Source organism: Pantoea sp. M_9, assembly GCF_008631385.1.
GTDB lineage: Bacteria > Pseudomonadota > Gammaproteobacteria > Enterobacterales > Enterobacteriaceae > Pantoea > Pantoea eucrina.
This window is the reverse complement of record NZ_VWUF01000008.1, coordinates 12,307-31,550: the sequence shown is the minus strand read 5'-3', so window position 1 is coordinate 31,550 and position 19,244 is coordinate 12,307. Positions and strand designations below refer to the sequence as shown.

Below are 19,244 nucleotides of genomic sequence, written 5' to 3'. Positions count from 1 at the left end.
ATCACCGTCATCATTAACACCAGATGGCAGACCACCTTTGTCAGTTCCGGCTTTTTCATCGCTCCTCCTGCAGATCAGAACCACTGACCAAAACGTTTGATGTAGAGGGTCTTCATGCCCTGCGCCACCAGGCAGTAACCGCACAGCGTCGCCACCAGCCACGGAAAGTAGGACCACGGCAGCGGCGTCAGCCCGACGCTGGCCCCCAGCGGTGAGAACGGCAGCAGGACGCCAGCGATCATGACGCAGGCGGTGGTCAGCAGCACCGGCAGCGCGGCGCGGCTCTGAATAAACGGGATTTTGCGGGTGCGCAGCATATGCACCACCAGCGTCTGCGACAGCAGTCCCTCGACAAACCAGCCCGACTGAAACAGCGACTGCATCTCTGGCGTATTCGCGGCAAACACATACCACATCAGCGCAAAAGTGGTGATGTCGAACAGAGAGGAGGTCGGTCCGATCCACAGCATAAACCGTTTAATATTACGCGCGTCCCACCGGCGCGGCTTCTGCAGAAACTCTTTGTCCAGCTTGTCCCACGGCATCGCCAGCTGCGAGATGTCATACATCAGGTTCTGAATCAGCAGGTGGATCGCCAGCATCGGCAGAAACGGAATAAACGCGCTGGCGACCAGCACCGAGAACACGTTGCCAAAGTTAGAGCTGGCGGTCATGTTGAGGTACTTGATGATATTGCCGAAGGTCTCGCGCCCTTTGATGATCCCCTCCTCCAGCACCAGCAGATCTTTCTCCAGCAGAATGATATCGGAGGACTCTCTGGCGATATCCGCCGCGCTGTCTACGGAGATCCCGACATCGGCCGCGCGCAGCGCCGGGGCGTCATTGATGCCGTCGCCCAGAAAACCGACGGTATGCCCCTGCTGCTGCAGCGTCGTCACAATGCGCGCCTTCTGCAGCGGCGTGAGTCTGGCAAACACCGCGCTCTGCTGCACAGCCTGCGCCAGCTGCTCGTCGCTCATCTGCGCCAGCTGCTCACCGGTTACGATGGCGCCGCTGTCGATACCCACCTCTGCACAGATGCGCGCGGTCACCACCGGATTATCTCCGGTCAGGACTTTTACCGCGACGCCGTTATCGCGCAGCGCGCTGACCGCCGGTGCGGCGCTGGCTTTGGGCGGATCCAGAAACGTCAGCAGCCCTTCTATAATGAGGTTCTGCTCATCCGCAACGTTCAGCGCCTGCTGCAGACCCGGCTCGTTAAGTACGCGGCTTGCCACCAGCAGCACGCGAAAACCCTGCTGATTATACCCGTGCGCCAGCGCCAGCAGCTCCGCGCGCCGGGCCTCATCCAGCGGCTGAATCAGCCTGCCTTCACGCTCTGCCACCGCGATGCTGAGCATCTCTTCAACGGCACCTTTGCAGATCAGCAGCTGCTGGTTAAGCCGGCGGTTACGTACCACAACCGACACGCGCCGCCGGACAAAATCAAACGGCAGCTCATCGATTTTGCTCCACGCGTCGCTGACCGCACTGCCCAGGCGCGCGCCGCCATAGTGCAGAATGGCGCGATCGATCGGATTCGCGGTGCTGCTCTGGTAAAGGCTGTTGAGCCAGCTCAGCATCAGCACGCGGCTGTTCTCCACCCCGGCGCAGTCGACGTGCTGTGCCAGCGTAATGTTGTCCTGCGTCAGGGTGCCGGTTTTATCCGTACACAGCACATCCATCGCGCCCAGGTTCTGAATCGCGTTCAGGCGTTTTACAATCACCTTGCGCCGCGACATGGCGATAGCCCCTTTTGCCAGATTAGAGCTGACGATCATCGGCAGCATCTCTGGCGTCAGGCCCACCGCGACCGCCAGCGCAAACAGAGAGGCTTCCAGCCAGTCGCCTTTGGTGAAGCCGTTAAGCAGCAATACCACCGGCACCATCACCAGCATAAAGCGGATCAGCAGCCAGCTGACGCTATTTACCCCGCGATCGAACGCCGTCTGGCTGCGGTTACCGGTCAGCGATGTTGCCAGCGTGCCGAAATAGGTATCGCATCCGGTGGCGACGACCACCCCCTTTGCGCTGCCGCTGGCTACGCTGGTCCCCATCAGGCAGATGCTGCCGATCTCCAGCAGCGACCTTCCCGCTTCACGCGCGCCGGCCGCTTTACCGGTGACATGATCGGTGATGTCATATTTCTCCACCGGCAGCGACTCACCGGTCAGGATCGCCTGGCTGATAAACAGATCGCGCGATTCCAGCAGGCGAATATCGGCCGGCACCAGATCGCCTGCGGAAAGACAAATGATATCGCCCGGCACCAGTGAGCCGGTATCCACTCCCCTGCGCACCGGCGACGCCTGCAGTGAGGAGCGTCGTACCACCGTTGCGGTGGTGCGCACCATCGATTTCAGCGCCTGCGCCGCTTTATTGGTACGAAACTCCTGCCAGAAGCGCAGCAGTCCGCTCAGCGTGACCATGGTGAGGATGATTGCGATACCGGTCAGATCGCTCTCTTCGCCCCGCTGCCGCGGTATCCAGTAGTCAGTGAAAAAACAGACGACGGCCAGCGCCATCAGCACATAGATAAACGGATTGCTGAACGCCTGCAGCAGCTGCAGCAGCACCGGCGGCGCTTTAGCGTGCAGCGCTTCGTTAGGGCCATAGTAGTGCAAGCGCGCAGCGGCTTCTTCTTCGGTCAGGCCGGAAGCCTGGCTGCACAGCCGTACCAGCGTTTCATCCGCGGTAAAGCCCGCTTCCTGTTCAATCCGGTAAAGCGGCGACTGCAGATCCTTTTTCCGGTTATTCCGCTGCAGATTATATTTCATATTATTCATGTGACACCCCGATGGTGTTATTCAGGCAGGCGCTATCCTGCGCCAGACGCATAATAAGCAGAGAGAGCCTGCTAATTAATCAGCACGCTGAACCCGCAATTATCGGGCAAAAAGATGACGCGCTTTTAATTAATAAAAAGCGTGACGATCCCGCACCAGATAAAAGTGAGCCAGTGAATTTGTGTGGCGTAATACCTGACTGAAAATGCGCAGTCAGGTTTAACGCGCAGCAGACAGGTGCACGCTGAGGATCAGCGTGCGCATCGGGGCGGTGGAAATAGCGCGTTGTAAATCAGAGACATAATAACTCCCGCGAACCTGTGTTGGTTATCAGCATTGAGTGTCCGGGAGCATTCTGCAGAAAACAGAATGTGCCGCTTGCCAGAGTGGCAAGCAGCAGGAAAAGGATCCGTGCTTCAGCTTGCCCTGTATCGCCATCGATAAAGTTGACTGTTCAACGAGATCCTCCAGATAGTTAATTGCCGTTATTATATTTACGCGGTTAATGAAGTAAAGATGAATATAGCGCATGAGCGTTTTATCTAAATTTTGTTGCCGTTTGGTTGAGCAAGCTATTAACGCTTTGCGACAGTCGCCTCATTCATCGGAAGAAAAGCCGGGGCTGAAACATTTCTGAAAAAGCGTATCTGATGCGTACTATGCTGGTTATTAGCGGCCATAACCCTTATAACAGAACCGCCGGTCTTAGAACCTAAAAGCATATGCATAGCCATAAATAGACTATTCTTCACTGGTACGCTCTCGTAAACTCGCGTTACTTTTTTAAGGCAAGGAAACAACATGAAAAAAATTATTCCCTCACTGCTAGCGCTGTCGCTGGTGGCCGCCTTCTCTGCGCACGCTGTCACACCCAAAGATACGCTGGTGATTGCACAGTCTACCGATGATGCTGACAGCTTCGATCCGGCGCAGGGTTTTGAACTCACCACGGTACAGTCATTCACGAATATCTATCAGCGCCTGGTTCAGTCCGATCCGCAAAACCCGACCGACCTGAAACCGACGCTGGCGACCTCATGGCAGCCGGGCAGCGATAACCGCAGCCTGACGTTTGAGCTGCGTAAAGATGCGACCTTTGCCAGCGGCAACCCGCTGCGCCCGGAAGATGTGATCTTCTCGCTGGGTCGCGTGGTTAAACTCAATCTTGACCCCTCTTTTATCCTGACGCAGCTCGGCTGGAATAAAGATAACGTTGATAGCTTCCTGAAAAAGGTGGATGACCAGCACGTACAGATCAGCTGGAACGTTAACGTCAGCCCGGCCTATGTGCTGAGCCTGCTCTCGGCACCGGTCTCTTCTATCATCGATGAAAAAACGGCCCAGGCTAATGCGAAAAACGGTGATTTCGGTCATGCGTGGCTGGGCACTCACTCTGCCGGCAGCGGCCCGTATCAGATTCGCAAAGTCGTGCTGCATGAAGCGGTTCTGCTGACGGCAAACCCCTCTTCTCCCGCCGGCGCGCCAAAGCTGAAGAACATTCTGATCAAAAACGTACCGGAGCCTGCGGCGCGCCGCCTGCTGCTGGAACAGGGTGATGTGGATATCGCACGTAACCTGGGCGCTGACCAGATTGCCGCGCTGAAAGGCAAGGCGGGCGTCAAAACTGATGCGATCCCGATGGCGTCGCTCTATTACATTCAGTTTAACGTCGGCAAAGATCCGGTGCTGAAAAATCCGGCGCTATGGGAAGCGGCACGCTATCTGTTCGATTATAAAGGCATTGCCGATAACCTGCTGAAAGGGCAGTTTGAAGTGCATCAGACCTTCCTGCCAAAAGGCTTCCTGGGCGCGCTGAATGAAACGCCATACAGCTACGATCCGGAAAAAGCCAAAGCGATTCTGAAGAAAGCGGGCCTGACCAATGTGAGCTTTACGCTCTCCACCAGCAACCAGCCGCCTTATCTTGATATCGCTCAGGCGCTGCAGGGCAGCTTTGCGAAGGGCGGCGTAAAAGTTGAGGTGCAGCCGGGCCTCAGCTCTGAAGTCTCAACGCGCGTTAAAGCGCATCAGTTTGAAGCGACGCTGAACGCCTGGGGTGCCGATTATTTCGATCCCAACACCAACGCCGCCTCATTTGCCTATAACCCGGAAGATGGCAGCAAAACCATCGCCTACCGCTCTGACTGGCACATTCCGGAGCTGAGCAAACAGACGCTGGCCGCGACAGCGGAAGCGGACAGCAACAAACGCGCAGAACTCTATCAGGCGATGCAGCGCGAAGTGCTGAAAAACTCCCCGTACGTGATTGGCCTGCAGGCGCGTAACCTGGTGGCGCTGCGCGACAATCTGAAAGGCTATGTGCAGGGTATCAACCCCGATATGGTCTATTACGCGCAGGTCTCTAAATAATGTCTGTATCTGCTTCACAGACCGGGTTCGCCCGGTCACTCTGGCAGCGCGGCAGCCGCCTTGTCACCAGCCTGCTCTCGCTGCTGGTGACGCTGCTCGGGCTGCTGGCGTTTACCTTTATGCTGTCGCACCTCTCACCGGTCGATCCGGTGCAGCAGATTGCCGGCGATCACGCCAGCGAAGCGACCTACGCGCAGGTACGGCACGATCTCGGACTTGACCAGCCGGTGCTGGTGCAGTTCTGGCGCTATATCAGCCATCTGGCGCGCGGCGATCTGGGTCTCTCTCATCTGACGAATCAGCCGGTGAGCGCCGATCTGCTGCGTACCTTCCCGGCCACGATTGAGCTGGCCACCTGCGCGATGATCTTTGCCGCCGTGTTTGGCGTGGCGCTGGCGCTGCTGGCGGCGTGGAAGCCGGGCAGTGTTATCGACAACGTGGCGCGTTTTATTTCGCTGCTGGGCTATTCGGTGCCGGTGTTCTGGCTCGGGCTGCTGGGCCTGCTGCTGTTCTACGCGGTGCTGCACTGGTCAGCCGGACCGGGCCAGCTGGATGATATCTGGGTCTATACGCTGGAACCCAAAACCGGCTTTGTGCTGATCGACAGCTGGCTCTCCGGCGATCCGGAGATGTTCCGTAATGCGATTGCGCACCTCTGGCTGCCGGTCGTGATCCTCGGTCTGCTGGCGATGGCGGGCATTACCCGCCTGCTGCGTGCCGCACTGCTCGAAGAGAGCAGCAAAGAGTATGTGGTACTGGCACGCGCAAAAGGCGCAGGCCGCACGCGCATTCTGCTGCGTCATATCCTGCCCAACGTCACCGGTACGCTGATCACCGTAATTGCGCTCTCCTATGCCACGCTGCTGGAAGGTTCGGTGCTGACAGAGACCGTATTCGCGTGGCCGGGCGTGGGCCGCTATATGACCAACGCCCTGTTCTCAGCGGATGTGCCGGCTATCCTTGGCGCCACGCTGCTGATTGGCGGCTGCTTTATTCTGCTTAACGCCGTGGCTGACGCCCTGACCTGGTTAACCGATCCGAGAACCCGATGACTCAACAACTTCACGAACTGGAAAGCGTGCGTCCGCGTCGTCGTCGGGCGCGCGTGACCTCCCTCTCCATCGGCCTGACGCTGGTGGTGATTCTGATTGCGATGGCGCTGCTGGCCCCCTGGCTGGCCCCGTTCGATCCGAATGTGCAGACCATTAACCAGCGCCTGCTGCCGCCCTCCGCGCTGCACTGGTTTGGCACCGACGGCTTTGGCCGCGATCTGCTGTCGCGCGTGATTTACGGCGCGCGCCCGACGCTGCTGCTGGTGTCGCTGATCCTGGTGCTGACGATCCCGGTGGGATTACTGATTGGTATTACCGCCGGTTACGTCGGCGGCTGGACCGAGCGCGTGCTGATGCGCATTACCGATATTTTCCTGTCGCTACCGAACCTGGTGATTGCGCTGGCGCTGGTCGCCATGCTCGGTCCGGGCCTGATGAACGGCGCACTGGCGCTGGCGCTGACCAGCTGGCCGCCGTTTGCCCGCCAGGCGCGTGCAGAGACGCTGGCGCTGCGCCGCAGCGACTATCTTGCCGCCGCGCGCATGCAGGGTATCACCGGCCTGCGGCTGATGTTCGGCCATATTCTGCCGCTCTGCCTGCCGACTGCCGTTGTGCGTGCTGCACTCAGCCTCGGCGGTATTATTCTCTCCGCTGCCGGTCTCGGCTTCCTCGGTATGGGCGTACAGCCCCCTACTGCCGAATGGGGCTCGATGGTTGCCGAAGGGAGTAAAGTGATTTTCGATCAGTGGTGGGTGGCGGCTGCGCCCGGCGCTGCGATTCTGTTCGCCAGCCTGGCGTTTAACCTGACAGGCGATGGCCTGCGCGATCGACTGGATACCCGCCATGCCAAATGAGTTATTGATTGATGCCCGCGGGCTGAGCATCCGCAGCGGCGACGCGCTGCTGGTGGATAACATCAGCTTTCAGATTGGCCGCGAACGCGTGGCGCTGGTCGGTGAGTCCGGCTCCGGCAAATCGCTCACCGCACGCTCGCTGATGGGCCTGCTCTCCCCCTCCCTGCAGCTGCAGGCTGAACGTCTGCAGATTGCCGGTGCTGATGCTCAGCGTCTGCAGGAGCGTGACTGGATCACGCTGCGCGGCGGTAAAGTGGCGATGGTGATGCAGGACCCGAAATATGCGCTTAACCCGACGCGCACCATCGGCTGGCAGGTGGAAGAGCCGCTGATTCTGCATCGCAAGCTGAGCCGCGCTGAGCGACGCGAGAAAGTGTGTGAGATGCTGGCCGCCGTTGGCCTGCCTGAACCGCGTCAGCTGATGAAGCGCTACCCGCACCAGCTCTCCGGCGGTATGGGTCAGCGCGTGATGCTGGCGATTGCGCTGATCACCGATCCGGAGCTGCTGATTGCTGATGAACCAACCTCCGCGCTCGATCACGCCATGCGCGACCAGGTGCTGGCGCTGATCCGCCAGCTGGTGGAGCAGCGTAATATGGGGCTGCTGCTGATCAGCCACGATCTGCAGCAGGTTTCAGAGCACTGCGAACGGGTGATGGTGATGTATAAGGGCCGGCTGCTTGATACGCTGCCGGCCGCACAGCTCTCTCATGCTACCCACCCTTATACCCGCACGCTGTGGGCTTGTCGTCCCGGTAAGGCGACGCACGGCGAACGTCTGCCGGTGCTGGATCGCGCCGCGCTGGAGAGAGAGAATGATTGAGTTATCAAACCTGAGCGTCGCCCATAAGCACGGCTATGAGCTGCGTACCGTGGTGCACGACGTCTCCCTGCAGGTCGCTGCCGGTGAATGTTTTGGTCTGGTTGGTCCCTCAGGCTGCGGCAAATCGTCGCTGCTATGGGTGCTGGCGGGTCTGAATCCGCACTGGCAGGGCGAGATGACGCTGGCGCAGACGGCAGTCCAGCCCGGTAAAGCCTTTACCGGCCAGCTGCGGCGCGATGTGCAGATGGTGTTTCAGGATCCGTATGCCTCGCTGCATCCGCGCCATCGCCTGCGCCGCACGCTGGCGGAGCCGCTGAAGTTGTTAAAGCGCGATAATATCGATGACCGCATCGACGCAGGCTTTCGTCACGTGGGTCTCGATCCGGCGCTGGCGAACCGCTATCCGCATCAGCTCTCGGGCGGACAGCGCCAGCGCGTGGCGATTGTGCGCGCGCTGCTGCTGGAACCTAAAATCCTGCTGCTGGATGAACCGACATCGGCGCTGGATATGTCAGTCCAGGCGGAGATCCTCAACCTGCTGAACGATCTTAAACAGAACGACGGGCTGACCATGGTGCTGGTCAGCCACGATCCAGATGTTATCGATCATATGTGCGACCGCGCGGCGCATATGGCGCAGGGACGGATCGTGGGATAACGGCGCACGGGTTCCGGGTCGCATATGCCTGCACCACATCTGCAGGGTGCGCATTGATGCGCACCTTCTATTCAGGCGCACTCCACTAAAAATTCAGGAACTGTTATGACGGTGAAATTACGCCCTCTGGAACGGGAAGATCTGCATTTTGTTCATCAGCTGGATAATAATGCCAGCGTGATGCGCTACTGGTTTGAAGAGCCTTATGAGGCATTTGTTGAGCTCTCCGACCTCTATGACAAGCATATTCACGATCAGACCGAACGGCGCTTTGTGGTCGAGTATGAAGAGGAAAAAGCGGGACTGGTCGAGCTGGTGGAGATTAACCATGTACACCGCCGCGCGGAGTTTCAGATCATCATCGCACCGGGGCATCAGGGGAAAGGTTTAGCCAGCAAAGCGGCCCGGCTGGCCATGGATTACGGTTTTTCCGTGCTGAATCTCTACAAGCTCTATCTGATTGTTGATCAGGAGAATGAGAAAGCGATTCATATCTACAGTAAGCTGGGCTTTGAAGTCGAAGGCGTGCTGAAGCATGAATTTTTTATCAACGGTGAATACCGCAACACCATCCGCATGTGTATTTTTCAGCAGCAGTACCTGGCGCAGCACAAATCCGGCAACGCCATGGTCAAGCCCACCGCCCAGTAAGCAGCGAATTTTACAGGTTTGCCAGGGGCGCATGAATGCGTCCCCTACGGCGCCTGAACCCTTCGCAGGGGCGCCATTAATGGCGCCCGGGCCGACGTTGCCGGGAATCTGCCAGGGGCGCATGAATGCGCCCCCTACGACACCTGAACCCTTCGTAGGGGCGCCATTAGTGGCGCCTGGCCAACGTTGCCGGGAATCTGCCAGGGGCGCATAAATGCGCCCCCTACGACACCTGAATCCCTCGTAGGGGCGCCATTAATGGCGCCCTGGCCGACATTGCCGGGAATCTGCCAGGGGCGCATCGATTTGTCAGGGGCGCATGAATGCGCCCCCTACGACACCTGAATCCCTCGTAGGGGCGCCATTAATGGCGCCCTGGCCAACGTTGCCGGGAATCTGCCAGGGGCGCATGAATGCGCCCCCTACGGCGCCTGAACCCCTCATAGGGGCGCCATTAATGGCGCCCTGGCCGACGTTGCCGGGAGTCTGCCAGGGGCGCATGAATGCGCCCCCTACGGCGCCTGAATCCCTCGTAGGGGCGCCATTAATGGCGCCCTGGCCGACGTTGCCGGAAATTTGCCAGGGGCGCATCGATTTGCCAGGGGCGCATGAATGCGCCCCATACGACACCTGAATCCCTCGCAGGGGCGCCATTAATGGCGCCCTGGCCGACGTTGCCGGGAATCTGCCAGGGGCGCATGAATGCGCCCCCTACGGTAATCCTGAGGCACCTGAACATTCTACCAGGGGCGCATGAATGCGCCCCCTACGGCGCCTGAAACCTTCGTAGGGGCGCCATTAATGGCGCCCTGGCCGACGTTGCCGGGAGTCTGCCAGGGGCGCATCGATTTGCCAGGGGCGCATGAATGCGCCCCCTACGAACCCGCGGGAGTTAGCGGCCGCGCGCGCCCGTTACGTTCAGCACCGGCTGCGGATGATCCGGCTTCAGGGTATACATCCCGCCATAGAACGGATCGACTAACAGCCAGCCCGGGAAGCCGAGCAGCGGAATATTTCCCAGCACGTACCAGAGATTGGCACTCGCCTCAATGGGCAGCGTCAGCGGGACATAGCCCGGGCTTTCCAGCATGACCTGATAATGTTTTTTGCCGAAGTAACTGCCGTTTGATTTTGCCAGGTCCACGGTCTGAGGCGTGTAGCCCTGCGCCACCGCGCGCCCGGTCTCATCCTGTACCGTAAAGCGGGCGCCTTGCGGAATGGAGTCGATTTTTACCGGCTGCGTGTCTGTACCGACAATAGTGGCACAGCCGCTTAGCAGCAGCGCGCAGGCGGGAAGAGTGTGTCGCAAGTTCATAGCAGATCCGCATCAGAGTCAGAGAGCACAGTGTAAACCGTGCTCTCTGGCTTTTCACTGACGATAATCGCGCTATCAGTGTGCTTTTTTTGTGCTTATTCAGCGTTGACAACAGGCAGCAATTGCCCGGATATCCTCAGGCGACGTCCGGCAGCAGCCGCCAATCAGCTGCGCACCCGCCTGCTGCCATTCGTTAAACTTCTCCTGCAGCGTGCAGCCTGAGGGTGCTGAGTGCCAGCTTTTACTCTCTGCATCATACTGCTCGCCCGAGTTAGGGTAGACCAGCAGCGGCTTCTGCGTCAGCGCCTGCAGCGTCCGCAGCGCCGGCGTGACGCTCTCCAGCGCGATACAGTTGATCCCCACCGCCACCACCTGCGGTGCCGCGTTGATCACCTTCATCACGCTCTCAAGCGGCGTGCCGTCGCTGATATGCTCTGCATCACGCAGCGTAAACGAAAACCACGCGCTGCTTTGCGGAAATTCAGCCAGCAGCGCGATCAGCGCCTGCGCTTCACCAAACGACGGCAGCGTTTCACACGCCAGCAGATCGACACCCGCCTCCAGCAGCGCCGCCACGCGCGGCCGGTGGAAATCTTTCATCTCTTCCGGCGGCAGCGCATAATCGCCGCGATATTCGGCCCCGTTTGCCAGATAGGCGCCCCACGGCCCCACCGAACCGGCGACCAGCAGCGGCGCCGTGGTGCCGGAAGCGGCGTGATAGTCATCGCGTGCACGCTGCGCCAGCGTCACGCTCAGGCGAATCAGCTCGCCCGCTTTGCCGCTCTCCAGGCCGCGCGCGGCAAAACCGCGCGGCGTTGCCTGATAGCTGGCGGTGATCGCCACCTGCGCGCCGGCAGCAAAGTAGTCGCGGTGCACGGCATAAATCAGTTCCGGCTGCTCCATCAGCACCTTTGCTGACCAGAGGGAATCTGCCAGATCGCAGCCGCGCGCCTCCAGCTCGGTGGCCAGTGCGCCATCAAGGATCAGCGGACGGGTCTGGATGAGTGCTTCAGCAATCGGGTTACGCGGCATGGTTGCTCTCCTGCGTCTTAAGGGGTTTACGTCGCCGGGTAACATAGTAAGCAGCATAACAGAGCAGTACAAACGGAATACCGCACCAGAGCGCAATGCGCTGCGACGGATCGAAGGCCAGCCCCACGCACGCCAGCAGGCAGAGCACAAACCCCAGCACCGGCACCACCGGATAGAATGGCGCGCGCCAGGCGAGCTGTCTGATATCCTTGCCGGCACGCACATAGCGCCGGCGGAAAACGTAGTGCGAGGCGCAGATACTGAGCCAGACGGCCACCACGGCAAAACCGGAGATCGCCGACAGCGCCACAAATACCGTATCCGGCGCGATCACGCTGGAGAAGAGCGCCAGCAGGCCACCCAGCATGCTGATGGTGATCGCCAGCACCGGAATGCCGCGCCGGTTCACGCGCGCAAAACAGCGCGGCAGCGTATTTTCATTCGCCAGCGACCAGAGCATGCGTCCGGAGGCATAGAGGCCGGAGTTAGCGGCGGAGAGGATCGCCGTGAGAATCACAAAATTGAAGATGTCAGCTGACCAGGGAATACCGATTTTTTCAAACACCAAAACAAACGGGCTCTTGACGATGCCCGCCTGATCCATCGGAATAAGTGCCGCCAGCACAAACACCGTGCCGACAAAAAAGATAATCAGGCGCGCGACGGTAGTACGGATAGCCAGCGGCAGCGCTTTCTGCGGATTCTCGGTCTCCCCTGCTGCAATCCCAATCAGTTCAGTACCGGAAAACGCAAAGTTCACCGCCACCATGGTCATCAGAATCGGCAGCGTGCCGTGCGGCAGCCAGCCCGACGCCGTCAGGTTATGCAGGCCAGGCGCGGCAGAGCCATCTTTCAGCGGGATAAAGCCAAACATCGCGGCGCCGCCCAGCACAATAAAGGCGATGATGGTGACCACTTTAATGATTGAGAACCAGAACTCACCTTCGGAAAAAAAGCGTGTCGAGATGGTATTCAGCAGATAGATAGCCAGACAGAACACCAGGCACCAGAGCCAGACCGGCACCGCCGGGAACCAGTACTGCATACAGAAACCGGCCGCGGTCAGGCTCGATCCCAGCGCCACGGTCCAGGTGAGCCAGTAGAGCCAGGCGACGGTATAGCCCGTGGCCGGGCTCAGATAGCGTGCGGCATAGACGTGAAACGCGCCGGTTTCCGGCATCGCTACCGCCAGCTCGCCCAGGCAGGCCATGACCAGCCAGACCACCAGCGCGCCAATCAGATAGGCCAGCAGCGTGCCCGCTGCACCGGTGGTTGAGATGATATAGCCGGTATTGAAAAACAGGCCGGTGCCAATGACGCCACCCAGCGACAGCATCACCAGGTGCCGCACTTTCATCGTGCGTTTGAAACTTTCCTGCGGAGGGGTATTCGCGCTTTGCATACTGATAATCCATATGGACGTCTAAACTTCTATATGGATACAGAGTTATACGCATCCGCGCTGCGTTTTGCAACGTGGCAGAAACCGGGGATGGTACAGGCCGGGAGAGCCCCGCGTTAACGGGGCGGGAAATCAGGCGCCAAACACGCCCTGCAGATAGCGCTCCAGCGCAACGCGAGAACTGAAACCGTGGGGAATACCGTAGTGTTCCTGTGAATCACCCATCAGGTAGAGAGGGAATTGCGTGTAGTGATCGCAGGTTTTCATCTCTGAGGCGGGCTCAGCAAAGTGCTGGCTTTTCTCTTTCAGCGTAGGATGGATCACCAGCGCCGTGCGTCCCAGACGCGCCTCACGGTTAACATAGACGTAGTTTTCACCACGGCGGTAACCATAGGTTTTTGGCGTCAGAACATCCATTTCGAATCCTGCTTTCTCCAGTACGCGCGCAACCTCATCCGGACGTAAATACATGCTTGCTCCTCTCTTCTCACAGCCCCGCAACCTTACAACAGACCTATGGTACAGACATTCGGATTTTCCCTAAAGCCTGGCATAGCGCTGCGTTTAATCACGTATCGTCTACACTTAGTATTACGTTTTAAATCAAAGGGAGCGAAAAATGTTTAATCGAACCACTAAAAACGATGACATTGATATCAATCAGGATGTAAACGATCTGGCTGATTCGCTGGAAGCGTTGCTCAAGTCTTATGGCAGCGATGCTAAAGATGAAGTCGACAGCGCGCGCGACAAGGCGCAAAAATTGCTGAAGCAGACCCGTGCGAAAATGAACGGCAATAGTTCAGTTTCCCAGGCGGCGCGCGATGCCGGCTATCAGGTTGACGCCTATGTACGCGATAAGCCGTGGCATGGCGTAGGAGTGGGTGCCGCCGTAGGTCTGGTTCTGGGTGCACTGCTGGTCTCCCGCCGCTAACCGGCACACGATTCTGAAAAAGCCCTGCTGATGCAGGGCTTTTTTTTGCCTTTCAGCGACCAGAAAAATTTTTTCTATTGCAAAAAGCGCAGCCTGCCTGGGTTGTTGTACCGCCAGAGCAATACCCCCTTCGGTTATCGGGTTGACCGCAGCAAGCACCACATCTAGTATTTAGTTACACAAAAGGCACTACATATTGATTTATGACCGGTTGCGACTGGTAACAGCCGCTATCTTCCTGTCACTAAAAGGAAATGCGAATCATGAGCATTATTATTTACACTAAGAGTAACTGTGTCCAGTGTGATACCACTAAAAATGCCCTGGACCGCTGCGGCATGACGTATCAGCTCATCAACCTTGATACCGCGCCTGAAGCGCTCGGAGAACTCAGAGCGCTGGGATACCGCCAGGTGCCGGTTGTCATGACGCCGGATGACAGCTGGAGCGGTTTCCGTCCGGATAAAATTGCTGCGCTGCGGCACTCCGCTGCGGTAAGTGAATAGCGCCATGTATCCGCTGGTCTATTTTTCCAGCCGGTCAGAGAACACACACAGGTTTATTACCCGCCTGGCGCTGCCGGCGCACCGCATCCCTGCAGAAGCTAACCAGCGGCTGCAGGTTGACCACCCCTATATTCTGGTGGTGCCGAGCTATGGCGGCGGCGGTGTGCAGGGTGCCGTCCCGCGCCAGGTGATTCAGTTTCTTAACGACAGCGCAAATCGTCGCGGCATCCGTGGCGTCATTGCCGCCGGCAACCGCAATTTCGGCAGCGGTTTCTGCCTGGCAGGCGACATCATTGCGCGTAAATGTCAGGTGCCCTGCCTTTATCGCTTTGAAATGATGGGCACGCCGGAAGACATTGCGCAGGTTAAAGCAGGAGTAACCCAATTTTGGCAACAGCAGACACCCTGAACAGCACGCAGCTCGATTACCACGCGCTGAACGCGATGCTGAATCTGTATGACACAGCGGGTCATATTCAGTTTGAAAAAGATCGCGAAGCGGCGCGGCAGTTTTTCCTGCAGCACGTTCAGCCCAATACGCTGACCTTCAGCTCCGCCGCTGAGCGGCTGCGCTATCTGGTTGAGGAAGGCTACTACGAAGCCAGCGTCCTGAATCAGTATGACTTTCGCTTTCTCTGCGCGCTGCATGATGAAGCGGATGCGCAGAATCACCGCTTTCACACCTTCCTCGGTGCCTGGAAGTTTTACACCAGCTATACGCTGAAAACCTTTGATGGCAAACGCTACCTGGAGACCTTCACCCAGCGCGCCTGTATGGTGGCGCTGACGCTGGCGCGCGGCGATGAGCAGCAGGCGCGGGCGCTGCTGGCAGAGATCCTGAGCGGCCGTTTCCAGCCCGCCACGCCCACGTTTCTGAACTGCGGCAAGCAGCAGCGTGGTGAGCTGGTCTCCTGCTTCCTGCTGCGTATTGAAGATAATATGGAGTCGATTGGCCGCGCGGTGAACTCTGCCCTGCAGCTCTCTAAACGCGGCGGCGGCGTGGCGTTTCTGCTTTCTAACCTGCGCGAAGCGGGGGCGCCGATCAAGCGTATCGAAAACCAGTCATCCGGCGTGATCCCGGTCATGAAGATGCTGGAGGATGCGTTCTCTTACGCTAATCAGCTGGGCGCGCGTCAGGGTGCCGGTGCGGTCTGGCTGAACGCCCATCATCCCGATATTTTGCGCTTCCTCGATACCAAACGTGAAAACGCGGATGAAAAAATCCGCATCAAAACGCTCTCGCTGGGCGTAACGATCCCGGATATCACCTTTCAGCTGGCAAAAGAGAACCGGGATATGGCGCTGTTTTCGCCGTATGACGTTGAGCGCATCTATGGCAAAGCGTTCGGCGATATCAGCATCAGCGAGCACTATGACGCGATGCTGGCGGACGATCGTATCCGCAAAACCTATATCAACCCGCGCGACTTTTTCCAGACGCTGGCAGAGATCCAGTTTGAGTCGGGCTACCCCTATATCATGTATGAGGACAGCGTTAACCGCAGCAATCCGATTGCCGGGCGCATTAATATGAGCAACCTCTGCTCAGAAATTTTGCAGGTCAACAGCGCCAGCGAACTGAATGAGGATCTCAGCTACCGGCGCACGGGCAAAGATATCTCCTGTAATCTCGGCTCGCTTAATATCGCACACGCGATGGATTCCCGTGACCTCCCCCGCACCGTGGCGGTGGCCGTGCGGGCGCTCACTGCCGTGTCAGAGATGAGTGAGATCGCTTCGGTGCCGTCCGTCGCCGAAGGCAATCGCCGTTCACACGCCATTGGCCTCGGGCAGATGAATCTGCACGGCTATCTGGCGCGGGAAGGTATCGCCTACGGTTCAGAAGAGGCGCTGGATTTCACCAACCTCTACTTTTACTGCGTCACGTTTCACGCACTGCGTACCTCAAACCAGCTGGCCCGGGAGCGTCAGCGCAGCTTTGACGGGTTTGAACAGTCGCACTACGCCAGCGGAGCGTACTTCGATAAATATATTACGTGCAGCTGGCAGCCGCGCACCACGCGCATTGCGCAGCTATTTGACGATGCCGGTCTTGTTCTGCCGACGCAGGCTGACTGGCAGGCGCTGCGGTCGGCGGTGATGCAGCACGGGCTGTTTAACCAGAATCTGCAGGCGATCCCGCCAACCGGTTCTATCTCCTACATCAACCACGCCACCTCAAGTATTCATCCGATTGTGTCGCGCATTGAGATCCGTAAAGAGGGTAAAACCGGACGCGTCTATTATCCGGCGCCGTTTATGACCAATGAAAACCAGGCGTTTTATCAGGATGCCTACCAGATTGGTCCGGAAGCGATTATCGATACCTATGCTGAAGCGACCCGGCATGTCGATCAGGGATTGTCGCTGACGCTGTTTTTCCGCGACGACGTCACCACGCGCGATATCAACAAGGCGCAGATTTACGCCTGGAAAAAGGGCATTAAAACGCTCTATTACATTCGCCTGCGTCAGATGGCGCTGCAAGGCACGGAGGTTGAGGGCTGCGTCTCCTGCGCCCTGTAAAATTATGATGAAACTTAATGCTATTCAGGCGATTAACTGGAATCGCCTGCAGGATGATAAAGATCTTGAGGTCTGGAACCGTCTGACCAGTAATTTCTGGCTGCCGGAAAAAGTGCCGCTCTCCAACGATCTGCCTGCGTGGCAGGCGCTGGAACCGGCGCAGCAGCAGCTGACCATCCGCGTATTTACCGGCCTGACGCTGCTCGATACGATTCAGAATGTCGTGGGCGCACCGGGCCTGATGCCGGACGCCGCCACGCCGCACGAAGAAGCGGTGCTGTCAAATATCAGCTTTATGGAGGCGGTACACGCCCGCTCCTACAGCTCGGTTTTCTCCACGCTATGCAACACGGCGGACGTTGACGCTGCCTACCGCTGGAGCGAAGAGAACGCCGCGCTGCAGAAAAAAGCGCAGATCATTCTGGCGCACTATCAGGCGGACGATCCGCTGAAGAAAAAGATCGCCAGCGTTTTCCTGGAGTCGTTTCTGTTTTACTCCGGCTTCTGGCTGCCGATGTACTGGTCCAGCCGGGGCAAGCTGACTAACACCGCCGATCTGATCCGCCTGATCATTCGCGATGAAGCGGTTCATGGTTACTATATTGGCTATAAATATCAGCAGGCGCTGCAGCACGCCGATGCCGCACGGCGTGAAGCGCTGCAGCAGTTCGCTATCGATCTGCTGCTGGAGCTGTATGAAAACGAACTGGCTTATACCGATGCGCTGTATGGGGAATCGGGCTGGGCGGAAGAGGTGAAAGCTTTTCTGCACTACAACGCTAATAAAGCGCTGATGAATCTGGGCTATGAAGCGCTGTTTCCGGCAGAGATCGCAGCAGTTAACCCGGCGATACTGGCGGCATTGTCGCCCAACGCAGATGAAAACCACGACTTCTTCTCCGGCTCCGGCTCCTCCTATGTCATGGGCAAAGCTGTGGAAACAGAAGATGAGGACTGGGATTTCTAGCGGCGCGCAGCCTGTTTTCCGCACCACGGGAGAGCCTCTGTGGTGCTACCCTCCTCTTCTTCCCGCACGGTAAAAGCCAGCGCAGCGTGCGCTATAGCGTACTGGTACGTCCTGTTAATTATCACAACTATGAAATAATTTTTTCGGTTACTATTATCCCCATATGATTATTTCACTGTGTATCCGCTCATGAGTTCATCTCCGGCACGCCTCAGTGCCCCATTAGTGGCGCTGATGTCAGTCGCGACAGGGCTGGCGGTGGCCAGTAACTACTATGTGCAGCCGCTGCTCGATACGATTGCGCATCAGTTTGGTCTCTCTGTCAGCGTAGCGGGCTTTATCGTGACCACCGCGCAGCTTGGCTACGCCTGTGGATTGCTGCTGCTGGTGCCGCTGGGCGATATGCTGGAACGCCGCGCTCTGATTGTTTTGATGAGCCTGCTGGCGGCGGGCGGCATGATGCTGACCGCCCTCTCCTCTTCGCTGACGCTGATGCTGCTGGGTACGGTGGTAACCGGTCTCTTCTCGGTGGTAGCACAGCTTCTGGTGCCGCTGGCTGCCACGCTGGCTGCTCCGGAAAAGCGTGGCAAAGTGGTAGGCACGGTCATGAGTGGCCTGCTGCTGGGCATTTTACTGGCGCGTACCGTTGCCGGCGCGCTGGCTCAGGTTGCCGGGTGGCGCAGCGTTTACTGGTGCGCCAGCGTGCTGATGATCCTGATGGCGCTGGCGCTGTGGCGCTATCTGCCGCGCTACCAGCAGCGCGTGCCGCTTAACTATCTGCAGCTGCTGCGCTCAATTTTTTCCCTGTTCAGCGCCGACCGGGTGTTACGTACCCGGGCGCTGACCGGCTGCCTGAGTTTTGCAAACTTCAGCATGCTCTGGACTTCAATGGCCTTTTTACTCGCTGCACCGCCGTGGAATTTCAGCGAGGGCGAGATCGGCCTGCTGGGTCTGGCAGGCGCTGCAGGCGCGCTGGCCGCACGTCAGGCGGGCGGACTGGCAGACCGGGGCAAAGCAAAACTCACCACCAGCGCCGGACTGGTGATCATGCTGATCTCCTGGGGCGTGACCGCACTGGGCAGCAGCAGCCTGCTGGCGCTGATTGCCGGTATTGTGCTGCTGGATCTGGCGGTTCAGGGCGTACATATCACTAACCAAAGCGTTATCTATCGCACCCTGCCCGAAGCGCGTAATCGCCTGACGTCCGGCTATATGACCAGCTATTTTACCGGCGGTGCGCTGGGTTCGGTGATCTCGGCTAACGCCTTTCATCTGTTTGGCTGGTATGGCGTCTGTGCGGCGGGTGCTCTGGCGACGCTGCTTAATCTGGCAATCTGGTGGCGTAACGCCAGCGCAGAGCCTGCATGA

The 19,244-nt window shown here is 58.4% G+C and carries 17 protein-coding genes; 12 read left to right on the top strand and 5 right to left on the bottom strand.

Annotation, left to right across the window (positions count from 1 at the left end; genetic code table 11):
- Positions 1-74: 74 nt before the first annotated feature.
- On the bottom strand, positions 75-2,786 hold the full coding sequence (gene mgtA / locus F3I15_RS12420) for a magnesium-translocating P-type ATPase (protein ID WP_150018124.1): 2,712 nt from the start codon (positions 2,784-2,786) through the stop codon (positions 75-77).
- An 801-nt stretch (positions 2,787-3,587) separates the two neighbouring features.
- Between mgtA and F3I15_RS12415 the strand changes: the two genes are divergently transcribed.
- From F3I15_RS12415 to speG, 6 genes are all read left to right on the top strand, one after another.
- Positions 3,588-5,156, top strand: coding sequence for an ABC transporter substrate-binding protein (locus F3I15_RS12415; RefSeq protein WP_150018123.1), 1,569 nt, complete (start codon positions 3,588-3,590; stop codon positions 5,154-5,156).
- Entirely contained in the window at positions 5,156-6,208 is a 1,053-nt protein-coding gene (locus tag F3I15_RS12410; RefSeq protein ID WP_065648635.1) for an ABC transporter permease, read from the top strand. The genes F3I15_RS12415 and F3I15_RS12410 overlap by 1 nt, the downstream gene beginning before the upstream one ends.
- Entirely contained in the window at positions 6,205-7,062 is an 858-nt protein-coding gene (locus tag F3I15_RS12405; RefSeq protein WP_065648634.1) for an ABC transporter permease, read from the top strand. The genes F3I15_RS12410 and F3I15_RS12405 overlap by 4 nt, the downstream gene beginning before the upstream one ends.
- Positions 7,052-7,885 carry an ABC transporter ATP-binding protein gene (locus F3I15_RS12400; protein ID WP_150018122.1) on the top strand — a complete coding sequence of 278 codons (834 nt, stop codon included), beginning with the start codon at positions 7,052-7,054 and terminating at the stop codon, positions 7,883-7,885. Before F3I15_RS12405 ends, F3I15_RS12400 begins: the two co-directional genes overlap by 11 nt.
- Entirely contained in the window at positions 7,878-8,543 is a 666-nt protein-coding gene (locus F3I15_RS12395; protein WP_039379752.1) for an ABC transporter ATP-binding protein, read from the top strand. Before F3I15_RS12400 ends, F3I15_RS12395 begins: the two co-directional genes overlap by 8 nt.
- Positions 8,544-8,648: 105 nt before the next feature.
- Positions 8,649-9,194: a spermidine N1-acetyltransferase gene (speG, locus tag F3I15_RS12390; protein WP_150018121.1), complete on the top strand. Its 546-nt coding sequence runs from the start codon at positions 8,649-8,651 to the stop codon at positions 9,192-9,194.
- A gap of 892 nt (positions 9,195-10,086) precedes the next feature.
- On the opposite strand, the gene F3I15_RS12385 is transcribed toward speG, so the two are convergent.
- The 4 genes from F3I15_RS12385 to F3I15_RS12370 form a co-directional block, all read right to left on the bottom strand.
- Entirely contained in the window at positions 10,087-10,509 is a 423-nt protein-coding gene (locus F3I15_RS12385) for a hypothetical protein (protein WP_094111732.1), read from the bottom strand.
- A gap of 99 nt (positions 10,510-10,608) precedes the next feature.
- Positions 10,609-11,541, bottom strand: coding sequence for a homocysteine S-methyltransferase (gene mmuM, locus F3I15_RS12380; RefSeq protein ID WP_150018120.1), 933 nt, complete (start codon positions 11,539-11,541; stop codon positions 10,609-10,611).
- Positions 11,531-12,943 (bottom strand): S-methylmethionine permease, encoded by a 1,413-nt coding sequence (mmuP, locus tag F3I15_RS12375; protein ID WP_150018119.1) that lies wholly within the window; start codon positions 12,941-12,943, stop codon positions 11,531-11,533. Before mmuP ends, mmuM begins: the two co-directional genes overlap by 11 nt.
- Before the next feature lie 132 nt (positions 12,944-13,075).
- On the bottom strand, positions 13,076-13,414 hold the full coding sequence (locus tag F3I15_RS12370) for a DUF2002 family protein (protein WP_039379762.1): 339 nt from the start codon (positions 13,412-13,414) through the stop codon (positions 13,076-13,078).
- A gap of 148 nt (positions 13,415-13,562) precedes the next feature.
- On the opposite strand from F3I15_RS12370, the gene F3I15_RS12365 reads away from it, so the two are divergent.
- From F3I15_RS12365 to F3I15_RS12340, 6 genes are all read left to right on the top strand, one after another.
- On the top strand, positions 13,563-13,877 hold the full coding sequence (locus tag F3I15_RS12365) for a DUF883 family protein (RefSeq protein ID WP_150018118.1): 315 nt from the start codon (positions 13,563-13,565) through the stop codon (positions 13,875-13,877).
- Between the two features lie 263 nt (positions 13,878-14,140).
- Complete coding sequence (gene nrdH / locus F3I15_RS12360) at positions 14,141-14,383, top strand: glutaredoxin-like protein NrdH (RefSeq protein WP_150018117.1); 243 nt, start codon at positions 14,141-14,143, stop codon at positions 14,381-14,383.
- 4 nt (positions 14,384-14,387) lie between these two features.
- Positions 14,388-14,792 (top strand): class Ib ribonucleoside-diphosphate reductase assembly flavoprotein NrdI, encoded by a 405-nt coding sequence (gene nrdI, locus F3I15_RS12355; protein ID WP_039379768.1) that lies wholly within the window; start codon positions 14,388-14,390, stop codon positions 14,790-14,792.
- Positions 14,771-16,909, top strand: coding sequence for a class 1b ribonucleoside-diphosphate reductase subunit alpha (nrdE, locus tag F3I15_RS12350; protein ID WP_150018116.1), 2,139 nt, complete (start codon positions 14,771-14,773; stop codon positions 16,907-16,909). The genes nrdI and nrdE overlap by 22 nt, the downstream gene beginning before the upstream one ends.
- A gap of 7 nt (positions 16,910-16,916) precedes the next feature.
- On the top strand, positions 16,917-17,876 hold the full coding sequence (gene nrdF / locus F3I15_RS12345; RefSeq protein WP_370513345.1) for a class 1b ribonucleoside-diphosphate reductase subunit beta: 960 nt from the start codon (positions 16,917-16,919) through the stop codon (positions 17,874-17,876).
- A 189-nt stretch (positions 17,877-18,065) separates the two neighbouring features.
- A complete protein-coding gene (locus tag F3I15_RS12340) occupies positions 18,066-19,244 on the top strand; it encodes an MFS transporter (protein WP_150018114.1) in 1,179 nt (392 codons plus the stop codon).